Origin of the sequence: Clavibacter lycopersici (assembly GCF_003576405.1) — a bacterium.
Lineage (GTDB): Bacteria > Actinomycetota > Actinomycetes > Actinomycetales > Microbacteriaceae > Clavibacter > Clavibacter lycopersici.
In genome coordinates this window covers 1-14,360 of sequence record NZ_QWGT01000051.1, presented here as the reverse complement: position 1 = coordinate 14,360, position 14,360 = coordinate 1, and the positions used below count along the sequence as shown (strand labels likewise).

The following is a 14,360-nucleotide window of genomic DNA, read 5'->3' as shown; positions in this document are numbered from 1 at the left end:
GCCCGTGCGACCGACCGGCCCGCCGGCGCGGACGCGCCGCGCGCCCGGCGCGCGAAGCAGCAGGACGAGTCGGAGGTCGTCACCGGCCGCAACTCGGTGGTCGAGGCGCTCCGCGCCAAGATCCCCGCGACCGCGCTCTACATCGCCTCGCGCATCGAGTACGACGACCGCGTCAAGGAGGTGCTCTCGCTGGCCACCGGTCGCGGGATCCCCGTGCTCGAGGTCATGCGCCCCGAGCTCGACCGCATCGCAGGCCACGACGCCGTGCACCAGGGCCTCGCGCTCAAGGTCCCGCCGTACGAGTACGCGGACGCGATCGAGCTGCTCGACAAGACCATCTCGCGTGGGCAGGTGCCGCTGATGGTGGCGCTCGACGGGATCACGGACCCGCGCAACCTGGGCGCGATCATCCGCTCCGTCGCCGCGTTCGGCGGCCACGGCGTGATCGTGCCGCAGCGCCGCTCGGTCGGCCTCACCGCCAGCGCGTGGAAGACCTCGGCGGGCGCCGCCGCGCGCACGCCCGTCGCCATGGCGTCGAACCTCACGCAGACGCTGAAGGCGCTCAAGCAGCGCGGCGTCTTCGTGGTGGGCCTCGACGGCGGCGGCGACATGTCGCTGCACGAGTTCACGCTCGCCGACCGGCCGATCGTGGTCGTCGTGGGATCCGAGGGCAAGGGCCTCTCGCGCCTCGTCACCGAGACGTGCGACACCATCGTCTCCATCCCGATCGGCGCGTCCACCGAGTCGCTCAACGCCGGCATCGCCGCGAGCGTCACGCTCTACGAGATCGGCAAGCTGCGGGCCGCGAAGCGGAAGTAGCCCCGTCACGACGACGAGCCGGGACCCTCGGGTCCCGGCTCGTCGTCGTCCCGGCGCCCGTGGCGCGGCGGATCAGACCTTCGTGCGCCAGTCCTCCGCGGCCTCGGCCTCGGTGATCGGCACGTCCGACTCGTCCTCGATCACGCCGATCGACTCGGTCGGCGGGTCGATGACCGTCGCCTCGTCGCGGCGGTGGCGCAGGATGTCCTGCACGTACGCGGTCACGGCCTCCGCCAGCGGGATGTCCCGGCTCAGCTTCTGCGACATGTACCAGCGGTGCTCGAGCAGCTGGTGGAACACCTCGGCCGGCTCGAGCTTGCCGCGGAGGTCGCGGGGGATCGCCCGCACGACGGGCTCGAAGACGCGCGCGAGCCACTCGTGCGCGACCATCTCCTCGTCGAGGTCCTGCTTGTCGAAGGTCGCCGTGTACGAGTCGAGGTCGTTGAGCAGGCGACGCGCCTGGTTCTCCTGCGCGTCCACGCCCGTGAGCCGCAGCAGCCGGCGCTGGTGGTGCCCGGCGTCCACGACCTTGGGCTGGATCCGCACCTGCGAGCCCTCCGCCGTCGTGCGGATCGCGAGCTCCTCGATGTCGAAGCCGAGGTCGTTGAGCCGGTCGACGCGCTCGTTGATGCGCCAGCGCTCCGAGGTCGGGAACTCCTCGCGGCCCGTCAGCTCCTTCCAGAGCGTGCGGTACTGCGCCACGATGCGCGTGCTCGTCTCGAGCGGGTCGAGCCCCTCCTCGATGCGGCCGCCGGCCTCGAGGTCCATGAGCTCGCCGGCGATGTTGACGCGCGCGATCTCCAGGTCGTTCTCGCGCTGCCCGTTGGAGAGGCCGCCGTTGAAGAGCTTGCCGGTCTCCGCGTCCACCAGGTAGGCGGCGAAGGCGCCCGCGTCGCGGCGGAAGAGCGTGTTCGAGAGCGAGACGTCGCCCCAGAAGAAGCCGATCATGTGCAGCCGCACGAGCAGCACGGCCAGGGCGTCCACGAGCCGCGTCGCGGTGTCCGGCCGCAGCTGCTGGGAGAAGAGGGCCCGGTAGGGGAGCGAGAACTTGAGGTGCCGGGTGACGAGCACCGACTTGAGCGGGTCGCCGTCCTCGTCCGTGCGGTTCATGATCACGGCGACGGGCTCCACGCACGGGATCTCGAGCCGCTGGAGGGTGCGCAGCATGTCGTACTCGCCGCGCGCCATCTCGTCAGTCGTCTCCTTGATGGCGATGACGTAGCCGGAGAGGTTCGCGAAGCGCACGAGGTGCCGGGAGATGCCCTTGGGGAGCGTGGCGATGGCTGACGATGGCCACTCGTCGAGCGGCAGCTGCCAGGGCAGGTCGAGGAGCGCCGGATCGACCGTCGCCGAGGTGATGTTCAGGGATCCGGCCATGGTGCGACCCTACCCGACCGCGGAAACGCCGCTGCCGCGGCCCCCGGCGGTCCCGGTGAGGGGAGCGCGAGGACCGCGGCAGCGGTGGTGGGACGGCGCGATCAGCCCGCGGCGACCGGCGCGTTGAGGCGGAGTCCGCTCTCGGCGTCGAAGGCGTGCAGGTGACCGGGCTGGGGCGTGATGAAGACGGTGTCGCCGGCGTTGGGGTGCAGGCGGCCGTCGACGCGCGCGACGAGGTCGGTGCGCTTGCCCTCGATGTCGGTGTGGCCGTAGAGGTAGCCGTCGGCGCCGAGCTCCTCGACGAGGTCGACCGTGACCGAGAGGCCCTGGCCCTGCGAGGTGCTGACGACGACGTCCTCGGGACGCACGCCGATGGTGACGGCGCCGCCGGTGGCGTTGGTGAGCACGTCGCGCTCGACCGGGACCACCGCGGTGCCGAACTGCACGCCGCCGTCGACGACGTTCGCCGTGAAGAGGTTCATCGCGGGCGAGCCGATGAAGCCGGCCACGAAGACGTTCTGCGGCTTCTCGTACAGGTCGCGCGGGGTGCCGACCTGCTGGAGGACGCCGTCCTTGAGGACCGCGATGCGGTCGCCCATGGTGAGCGCCTCGGTCTGGTCGTGCGTCACGTAGACCGTGGTGACGCCGAGGCGGCGCTGGAGCGACGCGATCTGCGTGCGGGTCTGGACGCGGAGCTTCGCGTCGAGGTTCGACAGCGGCTCGTCCATGAGGAACACCTGGGGCTGGCGCACGATGGCGCGGCCCATGGCGACGCGCTGGCGCTGGCCGCCGGAGAGGGCCTTGGGCTTGCGGCTGAGGTAGGGCTCGAGGTCGAGCAGCTTCGCGGCCTCGAGGACCCGGGTGGCGCGCTCGTCCTTGCCGACGCCCGCGATCTTGAGCGCGAAGCCCATGTTCTCGGCGACCGTCATGTGGGGGTACAGCGCGTAGTTCTGGAAGACCATGGCGATGTCGCGGTCCTTCGGCGGCACATCCGTGACGTTGCGGTCGCCGATGAAGATGTTGCCGTCGTTGACCTCCTCGAGGCCCGCGAGCATGCGGAGGGTGGTCGACTTGCCGCAGCCGGACGGGCCGACGAGGACGAGGAACTCGCCGTCGGCGACCTCCAGGTCGATCTGGTCGACCGCGGGGCGCGTCGAGCCCGGGTACAGGCGCGTGGCCTTGTCGAAAGTTACAGATGCCATTTCGGTGTTCTCCTTCACGGGCAGGTACGTGCCCGACGATCCGTGGTGATGGATGTGATGCTCATGGCTCATCGCTGTGGGCGACGATGACCACCCGATGAGTATTGCACGGGGGCACCCGGTCAGGAAGCCCGGCATGATGCGGATCGGAGGCTATTCCCCACCCGGGGACAGGGGGCCGTCAGCCTGTATCGTCTCCTGCGGCGCCGTACCCGCGCCGGCCGCGTCACCGCTTTCCCAGACTGGCCGCCTAGAGTCCTGAGGTCGTCCGGGAGCCCACCCGCGTCCGACTCCCCCATCTCCTGAGCGAGGATCCATGAGCAGCACGCCGCCCGCGCACGAACCGCACGGCGGTCACCGACGACGCCGCGAGGCCGCGCGGGAGAAGGCGCGGCTCAACCGGATGAAGCAGCGCCGTCGGGACGTGGTGGGTCGCTACCTCATCCGCGGCGGCATCGCCGCGGCCCTGGTCGCGGTGGTCGTCGTGGTCGGCCTCGTCGTCGTCCAGGGCGCGCGGCCCGCAGGGCCCGGCCCCCAGAACATGGCGAGCGACGGCATCCTCATCGGCAAGGACCTCGCCGCGACGCCCACCGAGGCCCTCGACCCCGAGCAGGATCCGGTGCCCACCGAGTCCGAGGCGGCCGGCGTCGCCCACATCCGCGTCTACGTCGACTACCTCTGCACCGCGTGCAAGGAGTTCCAGGACACCAACGGCGCGCAGATGGAGGGCTGGCTCCAGTCGGGTGCCGCCACCGTCGAGGTCCACCCCGTCGCCATCCTCACCAGCAAGTCGCAGGCCTACTCCCTGCGCGCGGCCAACGCCGCCGCGTGCGTGGCCGACTCCTCGCCCGACGACTTCTGGGCGTTCAACTCCGCGCTGTTCGCGGAGCAGCCGGCCGAGCAGAGCACCGGCCTCAGCGACGACCGCATCGTGGAGCTCGCCGAGCAGGCGGGGGCGACCTCGCCGGACGTGGCCAAGTGCGTCTCCGACCAGCGCTTCCAGTCGTGGGTGAACGCCGCCACGGACCGCGTCCTCGACGGCGAGATCCCCGACTCGAACGTCGAGAAGGTCGTGGGCGCCCCGGTCATCGTGGTGGGGGACCGTCAGTACACCGGCCAGCCGGACGACGCGAAGGCGTTCGCCGCCTTCGTGCTCCAGGCCGCGGGCCAGGACGCGACGCCGACGCCCACCCCGACCCCCGAGGCGTCCGAGACCCCGACGACGGCCCCGTAGCGCGGCTCCTATGATGGATCGACGGCCCGCGAGGGCGGTCGGCCGGCCTGGCGCAATTGGTAGCGCACCGCACTTGTAATGCGGCGGTTACGGGTTCGAGTCCCGTGGCCGGCTCTCGGATCCACCGCACCGCGTGGCTAGGGCGGCGCGCCGGCCGCCTCGGACGCTCCGTCAGGAGGTCAGTCGAGGACCGTGATCATGCGCTCGCCGTCGACCGTCGACCTGGGACCCTTGTCGTCGGTGGAGACGTCGCCGACGTAGAGCCAGCCGAGCAGGTCCTCGCCGTCGCGCAGCCCGTGCATCCGTCGCACCGCGTCGCTGCGGGTCAGGTTCCCGGTGCGCCAGAAGACGCCCCAGCCCTGCTCCTCGAGCAGCAGCGTGAGCGCATGGGCGACGCCCGCGGCGACCGCCTCCTGCTCCCAGTCCGGCACCTTGCGGCTCGGCGTGCGGCAGACGACGACCGCGACGAGCAGGCTCGCGCGGTGGGTCTTCCTGCCGTGCTTGCCGGATCCGGGATCACCCGCGGCCTCGTCCATGGCGGTGCCGAGGCGGTCGCGGGCATCTCCGCGGATCTCCACGACCCGCCACGGACGCAGGCCACCGTGGTCCGCGAGCCGTGAAGCCGCCGCGACGAGCGGGACGAGCTCCTCGTGCGTCGGGGCCGCCTCGCCCACGGACGAGCGGGACCGTCGGCCGCGGAGGGCCTCCAGCACGGCTCCGCTCGGCGCGGGGGTGCCGGGCCCGGACGGGTCGGCGGTGCCGCCCGCCCGATGCCGCGGCACGACGGTCACTCCGCGGTGCGGAACGACATGGAGACCGAGTTCATGCAGAACCGGTCGCCCGTGGGTGTCTGCGGCGCGTCGTCGAAGACGTGCCCGAGGTGCGATCCGCAGCGTGCGCAGACGACCTCGACGCGCTTCATGCCGAGGCTCGTGTCGGTGTACAGCTTCACGGCGTCGCTCTCCTTCGGCGCGTAGAAGCTCGGCCACCCGCAGTGGGAGTCGAACTTCGTGTCGCTGGTGAAGAGCTCGGCGCCGCAGGCCTTGCAGCCGTAGACGCCCGTGCGCTCCTCGTCGAGCAGCTCGCCGGTCCAGGGGCGCTCGGTGGCCTGCTGGCGCAGCACCGCGTACTCCTCGGGGGAGAGCTCCTGACGCCACTCGTCGTCGGTCTTCTCGATCTCGTAGGCCATGGTGCGGGTCCTTTCTCGCTGGTCGATCCTAGGGGCGGCGTCCCAGCGCGCCTCCATCGTCAACCGCTCCGACGCCCCGTCGATTCCTGCATGCGAGGGAAGATCCGGCCCGGGGCGTCGCCGGATGCGAGCCGGCGTCGCGCCGCCCGTCGCCGCGGGCGGACACCCCGGGGACCTGCGCTGGGCGCTCAGCGAGGCGCACCTAGTATGTGGGGGATGTCGGGGAAGGAGCATGCCGTGGACCAGCACGACGCCCGCTCCGCCACGGCTCCCGCGACCGAGGCGCAGGCCGTCGTCGAGCTCGACGAGCGAGGCCGCGCGGTCCTCGACTTCGAGCGGGACTGGACGCGTCACGCCGGGGCGAAGGAGGAGGCCATCCGCCAGACCTTCGGCCTCTCCGCCACGCGGTACTACCAGCTGCTCGGATCCCTGCTCGAGACCCGCCAGGCCCTCGCCTACGACCCCCTGCTCGTCGGGCGCCTCCTGCGCCTCCGCGAGACGCGCGCCGCCGCCCGTGCGGCCCGTGCCCTGCCCACCGGTCTCCCGCACCGACCGACCGCGCGCTGACCCCGCGCCCCACCGAGGAGACACGAGACCCGCATGCCCTCCCACGCTCCCGACCGCTTCGACGACGTCCCCGGCGACCTGAGCCGCGTGGGCGCGCATCGCGCGCCCCGACCGCGTCACCACCGCTTCCGCGCCTTCGCCTGGGCAGCCCTCGCCACCGGCCTGCTCGTCGGCGTCGGGGTGGTCGGGCTCTTCGTCATCGACGACCGCGTCTCGTTCACCGACATCATCCCGAGCGGAGGCGCCTCCGAGGAGGCCGCGCCCACGGAGTCGCCGACCGCCGCTCCCACGGCCGTGCCCGGCATGATCGTCACCGTCCTGAACGGCACGAGGACCTCGGGCCTGTCCGCCCGCGCGGCGACCACCCTCGAGTCGGGCGGATGGAAGATCGGATCGCGTGCCAACGCGAACACGACCGACATCACCACCACGACCGTCTACTACTACGACGCCGCGGACGAGGGGGCTGCCCGCGGCCTCGTCGCGGAGCTGGGCGTGGGCGACGTGGCGCAGTCCGAGCAGTTCCGACCGCCCGCGGGCACCGCGGAGGCCCAGGCGTCGAAGCTCACGGCCGTGCTCGGCGCGGACTACGCCGCCAAGGGCTGAGCAGCTCCCGCTCCATCCGCCGGGCCGTCCCGTGGAGGAACCGGGCGGCGCATGACGGGCTCTGTCTATCGTGCTGCCTGGTCGCACGCCCGTCGCGTCCCGGTGCTGCGCGCCGTACGTCCCGAGGGCGTGGCGCGGGGCCGATGCAGGGCTCCGCTGTCGACCCGGGGGTGGCGGCACCGCGCTCCCGACACCGCGCAGTCGCACATGGAGAAGCACATGGCCAACGGCACCGTGAAGTGGTTCAACGGGGAGAAGGGGTTCGGGTTCATCACCGTGGACGCCGTCGAGGGCGGTCCTGCCCAGCAGGACGTCTTCGTCCACTACTCGGCGATCGAGATGTCCGGTTACAAGGTCCTCGAGGAGGGGCAGCGCGTCGCCTTCGAGATCGGCCAGGGCTCCAAGGGCCTGCAGGCGGAGAACGTCACGCTGGCCTAGCCCGGCCGGACCACGACGCCGTCGCCCACCCGGGCGGCGGCGTCGTGTCGTTCCCGCAGGCGGGGTCGCGCCTGTGAGCGGCTCGCTTGCACTCCCGTAGGGCGAGTGCCAGAATCGTCCCTGGCACTCCCTTGCGGGGAGTGCTAGACGACTGCCTTTTTCCTGACGTCCGGGAGGGACGAGAGATACACATGGCTAAGATCATCGCTTTTGACGAAGAAGCCCGCCGCGGCCTCGAGCGCGGCCTGAACATCCTGGCCGACGCGGTCCGCGTGACCCTCGGCCCGCGTGGCCGCAACGTCGTCCTCGAGAAGAAGTGGGGCGCCCCCACCATCACGAACGACGGCGTGTCCATCGCCAAGGAGATCGAGCTCGACGACCCGTTCGAGAAGATCGGCGCGGAGCTCGTCAAGGAGGTCGCCAAGAAGACCGACGACGTCGCCGGTGACGGCACGACCACCGCGACCGTCCTCGCGCAGGCCCTGGTCCGCGAGGGCCTCCGCAACGTCGCCGCGGGCGCCGACCCCATCAGCCTCAAGCGCGGCATCGAGAAGGCCGTCGCGGCCGTCACGGAGGAGCTCAAGTCCGCCGCGAAGGAGATCGAGACCAAGGAGGAGATCGCCGCCACCGCATCCATCTCCGCCGGCGACTCCACCATCGGCGCCATCATCGCCGAGGCGATCGACAAGGTCGGCAAGGAGGGCGTCGTCACCGTCGAGGAGTCGAACACCTTCGGCACCGAGCTCGAGCTCACCGAGGGCATGCGCTTCGACAAGGGCTACCTGTCGCAGTACTTCGTGACGGACCCCGAGCGCCAGGAGGCCGTGTTCGAGGACGCGTACATCCTGATCGTCAACTCGAAGATCTCGAACATCAAGGACCTGCTGCCGATCGTCGACAAGGTCATCCAGTCGGGCAAGCAGCTCCTCATCATCGCGGAGGACGTCGACGGCGAGGCCCTGGCCACGCTCGTCGTGAACAAGATCCGCGGCATCTTCAAGTCGGTCGCCGTCAAGGCCCCCGGCTTCGGCGACCGTCGCAAGGCGCAGCTGCAGGACATCGCCATCCTCACCGGTGGCCAGGTCATCGCAGAGGAGGTCGGACTCAAGCTCGAGAACGTCACCCTCGACCTGCTCGGCACGGCCCGCAAGGTCGTCATCACCAAGGACGAGACCACGATCGTCGACGGCGGCGGCGACGCCACCGAGATCGCGGCCCGCGTGCAGCAGATCCGCAACGAGATCACCAACACCGACAGCGACTACGACCGTGAGAAGCTCCAGGAGCGCCTCGCGAAGCTCGCGGGCGGCGTGGCCGTCATCAAGGCGGGCGCGGCGACCGAGGTGGAGCTCAAGGAGCGCAAGCACCGCATCGAGGACGCCGTCCGCAACGCGAAGGCCGCCGTCGAGGAGGGCATCGTCGCCGGTGGTGGCGTGGCCCTCATCCAGGCCGGCAAGCTCGCCTTCGAGAAGCTCCAGCTCGAGGGCGACGAGGCGACGGGCGCGAACATCGTCCGCGTCGCGGTCGACGCTCCGCTCAAGCAGATCGCCCTCAACGCGGGCCTCGAGCCCGGCGTCGTGGCCGAGCGCGTCCGCAACCTCCCCTCGGGTCACGGCCTCAACGCCGCCACGGGTGAGTACGTCGACATGCTCGCCGCGGGGATCAACGACCCGGTGAAGGTCACGCGCTCGGCTCTGCTGAACGCCGCGTCCATCGCCGGTCTGTTCCTCACGACCGAGGCGGTCGTCGCCGACAAGCCCGAGAAGAACCCGGCCCCGGCCGGCGACCCCACGGGTGGCATGGACTTCTAGTCCGATCGGGAGGGGTGGAGACGCCCCTCCCACCAGCACGAACAGCACCAACAGCACGACGAAGCGGGCGGTCCCTCACGGGGCCGCCCGCTTCGTCGTGCGGGGGATCCTGCCTCTGCGGACGTGCCGCCGGGGCAGCTAGTGCGCGAACATGCGCGCGTTCCCCTCCTCGACCTCCGCGTACTGCCGGGCGGCCGCGCTCAGCGCCTGGTTGATGCTCGCCAGCGCCTCCTCGACGCGCTGCTGCGTGCCCTTCCACTCGGCGACCACGCCCTGGAACGCCGTCGCAGCGCTGCCGGACCACGAACCCTGCAGGTCGGCGAGCTGGCCGTGCAGGCCCGCCACCTCCGCCTGGATGCGGCCGATGCTGCCCTGGACGGCCGCAGTGGCCGACAGGACGGCCTCGCTGTCCACCTGGTACCTCGTCATGCGTCTCCTCCTCCTCGTCGTGGGACGTGCGGAGGCTACGCAGGCGATCAGGACGTGGGAGCGGCCGGAGCGCTGGGCGTGGAGGTCGTGGATCCCTCCGGGCTGGGGAGGAGGGGCAGGATCACGCGGAAGGTCGCGCCGCCGCCCTCGGTCTCGACCACGTCCACCCGGCCGCGATGCGCCGCGACGATGGCGGACACGATGGCGAGCCCGAGCCCGCTGCCGCCGGTCTCCCGGGTGCGCGACGTGTCGGCGCGCCAGAAGCGCTGGAAGATCTTCTCCCGGATCTGCGGGGGCACGCCGTCGCCGTGGTCGCGCACCTCGATGCGCGCCTCGCGCGCGGCCTCGTCCACCACGGTGGCGAGCTCGATCGGGCTGCCCGCGGGCGTGAAGCGCACGGCGTTGCCGATGAGGTTCGTCACCACCTGCCGGATCTTGTTCTCCTCCGCGGAGACCATCGCGAACCCCTCGGCGGGGACGGGAGCGTCGTCGTCACCGGGGCGGACGGGTGCGAGGGCGTCCGTCGCCGTGTCGCCGGGGCGACGCGAGCGGCGGGCGCGGAAGCGGGACAGCGTGGCGCCGGCGAAGGCGATGGGCCCGGTCACGTCGGTGCCCGTGGCCGGGCCGGTCGCGCGCGGCGTCTCGGTCGGCATCTCCTGCGTGGCCTCGAGGCCGTCGGCGTCGAGGACCGGGCCGACGGGGTTGACGAGCACGGGAGGGAGCGCCGTCACGGTGCGTGTCTGGGAGGAGGCCATCGCGTCGAGCGCGGCGTCGCGGGCGATGGGGTAGAGGTCGACGGGCGCGAGCTGCAGCGGCTTCGTCTCGTCGAGTCGCGCGAGCTCGAGGAGGTCCTCCACCAGCCCGCCCATGCGGATGGCCTCCTTCTCGATGCGCTCCATGGCCTGCGACACGTCCTCGGGGGTCTGCAGCGCGCCCATCCGGTAGAGCTCGGCGTAGCCGCGGACCGAGACCAGCGGCGTGCGGAGCTCGTGGCTGGCGTCGCCGACGAAGCGACGCATCTGGTCGATGGTCTTCGCGCGGTCGGCGAAGGCGCGGTCGATCCGGCTGAGCATCATGTTGAGGGAGCGGTTGAGCCGCCCGACCTCGGTGTTCGGGGTCGCGCCGCCGAGGCGCTGGCCGAAGTCGCCGCCGGCGATGGCGGCGGCGGTGCGCTCGACCTCGCGGAGCGGCCCGAACGTGCTCGTCACGAGCATGCGGGTGACCGCGGCGCCGAGCACGACCACGGCCAGGCCGAAGCTCGCGAAGATGACGATGTACGTGGCGACGAGGTCGTCGACCTCGTCGAGCGGGCGCGCGACGACGAGGGTCGAGTACTCCGTGGCGTCCGGCGACGCGTTCTGCGACACGCGGACGATGCCGTGCCAGGCCTTCCTGCCGGAGTTGTCCGAGAAGGCGACGACCTCGTTGTTGATCTGGGACGCGCGCGCGAGGTCCAGACCGAACACGCGCGGGTGCTCGGCGGAGTCGCCGGCCCAGTTGTCGGCGATGACGTCCCCGTCCGCGTCGAGGAGGACCACGAACCACCCGGGATCGGCGCTCGCCACGTCGTCCCGCGTGAAGGTGTCGGGCATGCTCGGATCCGTGCCGAGCACCTTCGGCAGCTGCGTCACCGCGACCTTCAGCTGCGCATCGAGCTGGCCGACCATCTGCTGCCGCAGCAGGTACATGGTGCCGGCGCCGGAGACGAGGAGGCCCAGCAGGAGCAGGAGCACCGTGACGCTCGTGATCTTGGTGCGCAGGGAGACGTTGTTCCACTTCTCCGACACGTAGTCGTGCACTGGCCGCACCTCGTGTTCCCGTCTAGCTGACCTGAGTCACGAGGATAGGCGACCCGGGATGTGGGAACGGCCGGACGCCTGTGGGGCGCCCGGCCGTCCGGAGGAGCGGCCCGCCTCAGCGGGCCCGGCTGATCAGGACTTCGCGGCCTTAAGCATGTAGCCGAAGCCGCGCTTCGTCTGGATGACCGGCTCCGAGGAGTGCTGGTCGAGCTTGCGGCGCAGGTAGGAGATGTAGGACTCGACGATGCCGGCGTCGCCGTTGAAGTCGTACTCCCACACGTGGTCGAGGATCTGCGCCTTCGACAGCACGCGGTTCGGGTTGAGCATGAGGTAGCGCAGGAGCTTGAACTCGGTGGGGCTGAGCTCGATGGGCTCCTCGCCGACGAGGACCTCGTGCGTGTCCTGGTCCATGGTGAGCTCGCCGGCGCGGATGATCGCGTCCTCGTCGGCGTGCATCGTGCGGCGGAGGATCGCCTTGATGCGCGCGACGATCTCGTCGAGGCTGAACGGCTTGGTGACGTAGTCGTCGCCGCCGACCGTGAGGCCCGTGATCTTGTCCTCGGTGTCGTCCTTCGCCGTGAGGAAGAGGATGGGCGCCGTGTAGCCGGCTGCCCGGAGGCGCTTGGTGACGCCGAAGCCGTTCATGTCGGGCAGCATCACGTCGAGGATGATGAGGTCGGGCTCCTCCTCGAGGACGGCCGAGATGGCCTGGGCGCCGTTGCCGACGGCGCGGACCGCGAACCCGGCGAACCGGAGGCTCGTGGTCAGCAGGTCGCGGATGTTGGGCTCGTCATCGACGATAAGGATCTTCGGGCCATCGCTCATGGGATGAAGTATCTGCGCGCTCGCTGGGAGCGGCCTGGACGTGCCGCGACCGGGCGGTGCCGAGCGGGCCGGGCGGGGTGCCCAGCCGGCCGCGATGCTCAGTCGGCCGCGACGCCCGCGATGCCCGCCGCGTCCAGGATCGTGTAGCTGTAGCCCTGCTCCGCCAGGAAGCGCTGGCGGTTCTGCGCGAAGTCCTGGTCGACGGTGTCGCGGGAGACGAGCGTGTAGAAGCTCGCCGACAGGCCCGACGCCTCGGGGCGGAGCAGGCGGCCGAGCCGCTGGGCCTCCTCCTGGCGGGAGCCGAAGGAGCCGGAAACCTGGATCGCGACGGTGGCGTCGGGCAGGTCCACCGAGAAGTTGGCGACCTTGCTGACGACGAGCACCTTCTCGGTGCCGTCGCGGAAGGCCTGGTAGAGCCGCTCGCGCTCCGCGACGGGCGTCGCTCCCGTGAGCTTCGGGGCGCCCAGCGCCTCCGCGAGCTCGTCGATCTGCTCGAGGTACTGCCCGATGACGAGGATGCTCTCGCCGCGGTGCCGCTCGACGAGCGCGCGCGTCACGTCGAGCTTGGCCGGCGCGGTGGCCGCGAGTCGGTAGCGCTCGTCGTCCGCGGCCGCGGCGTAGACCAGGCGCTGGTCGTCGGGCAGGTCGATGCGCACCTCGAAGCACTCGGCGGGGGAGATGAAGCCCTGCGCCTCGATCTCCTTCCACGGGGCGTCGAACCGCTTCGGCCCGATGAGGCTGAAGACGTCGCCCTCGCGGCCGTCCTCCCGCACGAGCGTCGCGGTGAGGCCGAGGCGTCGGCGGGCCTGGAGATCCGCCGTCAGCTTGAAGACGGGTGCGGGCAGCAGGTGCACCTCGTCGTAGACCACGAGGCCCCAGTCGAGCGCGTCGAGGAGCGCCAGGTGGGCGTACTCGCCCTTCCTCTTGGCGGTGAGGATCTGGTAGGTCGCGATGGTGACCGGCTTGACCTCGCGGGACTGGCCCGAGTACTCGCCGATCTCGTCCTCGGTGAGCGTCGTGCGCTTGAGGAGCTCGGTGCGCCACTGGCGGGCGGAGACGGTGTTCGTGACGAGGATCAGGGTCGTCGTCTTGGCCCGCGCCATCGCGGCCGCGCCGACGAGCGTCTTGCCGGCGCCGCAGGGGAGGACGACGACGCCGGATCCGCCGTCGAGGAAGTGGTCGACGGCGTCCGTCTGGTAACCGCGCAGCGTCCAGCCGTCCTCGACGAGCGCCATGTCGTGGGGCGTGCCCGGGGTGTAGCCGGCCAGGTCCTCGGCGGGCCAGCCGATCTTCACGAGCTCCTGCTTGAGCTGGCCGCGCGCCCAGGCCTGCACCCGGTACGTCGTCGCGTCCACCCGCTCGGTGAGCAGCGGCGCGATGCGGCGCGAGCTGGCTACCTCCGACAGGACGGCGGACTCGGTGCTCGAGATCTGCAGCTCGCCGTCGGCGTCACGACCGATGACGAGTCGGCCGTAGCGGCCGACGGTGTCCGAGACGTCCACCCGCACCGACTGCGGGACGGGGAACCGGGAGTACCGCTCGAGGGTCGCGAGCATGTCCTCGGCGGTGTGCCCGGCCGCGCGCGCGTTCCAGAGGCCGAGCCGGGTGATCCGGTACGTGTGGATGTGCTCCGGCGCGCGCTCCAGCTCGGCGAACACGGCGAGGTCGTGGCGCGCGTCCTCGGCGTCCGCATGGGCCACCTCGAGGAGGACGGTGCGGTCGCTCTGGACGATGAGGGGGCCGTCGGGCATGCCGGCCAGCCTAGGCGCGCTCACGGGAGGACCGGACCGGGGGAGATCGCCACGATGCTCGAGAGGGGCAGGGTGCGCTCGACGTCGGCGACGCGGTCGCGGGCGCGCAGCCGGCCGCCGGCGACGCTGGAGGGCTCGAGCACGTGATCCACCTCCCGGCCGTCCGGCATGCGCACGCGGACGTGGAGGGCGGCCTTGGCGCGGATCGCGACCTCCAGCTGGCGGGTCGTCCACGCGGCGCCGTCGTCGGGCCCGTCGGCGGCACGGACGCGGGCCACGAGGGCGTCGGCCGCGTCGGGCTCGGGATCCGCGT

The 14,360-nt window shown here is 71.5% G+C and carries 14 protein-coding genes, 1 tRNA gene and 1 pseudogene; 7 read left to right on the top strand and 9 right to left on the bottom strand.

Annotated elements, in window-relative coordinates; genetic code table 11:
- On the top strand, positions 1-819 hold an 819-nt coding region (rlmB, locus tag DZG00_RS05485; RefSeq protein WP_119455446.1), incomplete at its 5' end, for a 23S rRNA (guanosine(2251)-2'-O)-methyltransferase RlmB.
- A 72-nt stretch (positions 820-891) separates the two neighbouring features.
- Here the strand turns inward: rlmB and DZG00_RS05480 are convergent.
- Positions 892-2,196, bottom strand: coding sequence for a DUF4032 domain-containing protein (locus DZG00_RS05480; RefSeq protein ID WP_043673521.1), 1,305 nt, complete (start codon positions 2,194-2,196; stop codon positions 892-894).
- A 101-nt stretch (positions 2,197-2,297) separates the two neighbouring features.
- Positions 2,298-3,398, bottom strand: a complete 1,101-nt coding sequence (locus tag DZG00_RS05475) for an ABC transporter ATP-binding protein (RefSeq protein ID WP_045529457.1) — start codon at positions 3,396-3,398, stop codon at positions 2,298-2,300.
- Positions 3,399-3,714: 316 nt separating this feature from the next.
- Here DZG00_RS05475 and DZG00_RS05470 point away from each other — a divergent pair, with 316 nt between their 5' ends.
- A complete protein-coding gene (locus tag DZG00_RS05470; RefSeq protein ID WP_119381414.1) occupies positions 3,715-4,632 on the top strand; it encodes a DsbA family protein in 918 nt (305 codons plus the stop codon).
- 41 nt (positions 4,633-4,673) lie between these two features.
- A tRNA-Thr gene (locus tag DZG00_RS05465) sits at positions 4,674-4,746 on the top strand.
- A gap of 65 nt (positions 4,747-4,811) precedes the next feature.
- On the opposite strand, the gene DZG00_RS05460 is transcribed toward DZG00_RS05465, so the two are convergent.
- Together DZG00_RS05460 and msrB are read right to left on the bottom strand one after the other, a co-directional pair.
- Complete coding sequence (locus tag DZG00_RS05460; RefSeq protein ID WP_119381416.1) at positions 4,812-5,414, bottom strand: nitroreductase family protein; 603 nt, start codon at positions 5,412-5,414, stop codon at positions 4,812-4,814.
- Between the two features lie 5 nt (positions 5,415-5,419).
- Positions 5,420-5,821 (bottom strand): peptide-methionine (R)-S-oxide reductase MsrB, encoded by a 402-nt coding sequence (msrB, locus tag DZG00_RS05455; RefSeq protein ID WP_012039170.1) that lies wholly within the window; start codon positions 5,819-5,821, stop codon positions 5,420-5,422.
- A gap of 237 nt (positions 5,822-6,058) precedes the next feature.
- On the opposite strand from msrB, the gene DZG00_RS05450 reads away from it, so the two are divergent.
- From DZG00_RS05450 to groL, 4 genes are all read left to right on the top strand, one after another.
- Positions 6,059-6,388: a DUF3263 domain-containing protein gene (locus tag DZG00_RS05450; RefSeq protein WP_119381413.1), complete on the top strand. Its 330-nt coding sequence runs from the start codon at positions 6,059-6,061 to the stop codon at positions 6,386-6,388.
- Between the two features lie 33 nt (positions 6,389-6,421).
- Positions 6,422-6,994: a LytR C-terminal domain-containing protein gene (locus DZG00_RS05445; RefSeq protein WP_119381412.1), complete on the top strand. Its 573-nt coding sequence runs from the start codon at positions 6,422-6,424 to the stop codon at positions 6,992-6,994.
- A 219-nt stretch (positions 6,995-7,213) separates the two neighbouring features.
- The gene (locus DZG00_RS05440) at positions 7,214-7,432 is read left to right on the top strand and encodes a cold-shock protein (protein WP_012039167.1); all 219 of its coding nucleotides are present in this window, start codon (positions 7,214-7,216) and stop codon (positions 7,430-7,432) included.
- A gap of 191 nt (positions 7,433-7,623) precedes the next feature.
- Positions 7,624-9,243, top strand: coding sequence for a chaperonin GroEL (gene groL / locus DZG00_RS05435; protein ID WP_119381411.1), 1,620 nt, complete (start codon positions 7,624-7,626; stop codon positions 9,241-9,243).
- 138 nt (positions 9,244-9,381) lie between these two features.
- Here the strand turns inward: groL and DZG00_RS05430 are convergent, their stop codons facing one another.
- The 5 genes and pseudogenes from DZG00_RS05430 to DZG00_RS05410 all read right to left on the bottom strand — a co-directional run.
- Positions 9,382-9,672, bottom strand: coding sequence for a WXG100 family type VII secretion target (locus tag DZG00_RS05430; protein WP_043586029.1), 291 nt, complete (start codon positions 9,670-9,672; stop codon positions 9,382-9,384).
- A gap of 47 nt (positions 9,673-9,719) precedes the next feature.
- Complete coding sequence (locus DZG00_RS05425) at positions 9,720-11,480, bottom strand: sensor histidine kinase (protein WP_119381410.1); 1,761 nt, start codon at positions 11,478-11,480, stop codon at positions 9,720-9,722.
- A 123-nt stretch (positions 11,481-11,603) separates the two neighbouring features.
- Positions 11,604-12,296 carry a response regulator transcription factor gene (locus DZG00_RS05420; protein WP_012039163.1) on the bottom strand — a complete coding sequence of 231 codons (693 nt, stop codon included), beginning with the start codon at positions 12,294-12,296 and terminating at the stop codon, positions 11,604-11,606.
- Positions 12,297-12,394: 98 nt separating this feature from the next.
- Positions 12,395-14,047 (bottom strand): DNA repair helicase XPB, encoded by a 1,653-nt coding sequence (locus DZG00_RS05415; protein WP_119381409.1) that lies wholly within the window; start codon positions 14,045-14,047, stop codon positions 12,395-12,397.
- A gap of 20 nt (positions 14,048-14,067) precedes the next feature.
- A pseudogene (locus DZG00_RS05410) lies at positions 14,068-14,360 on the bottom strand (helicase-associated domain-containing protein); the annotation flags it as partial.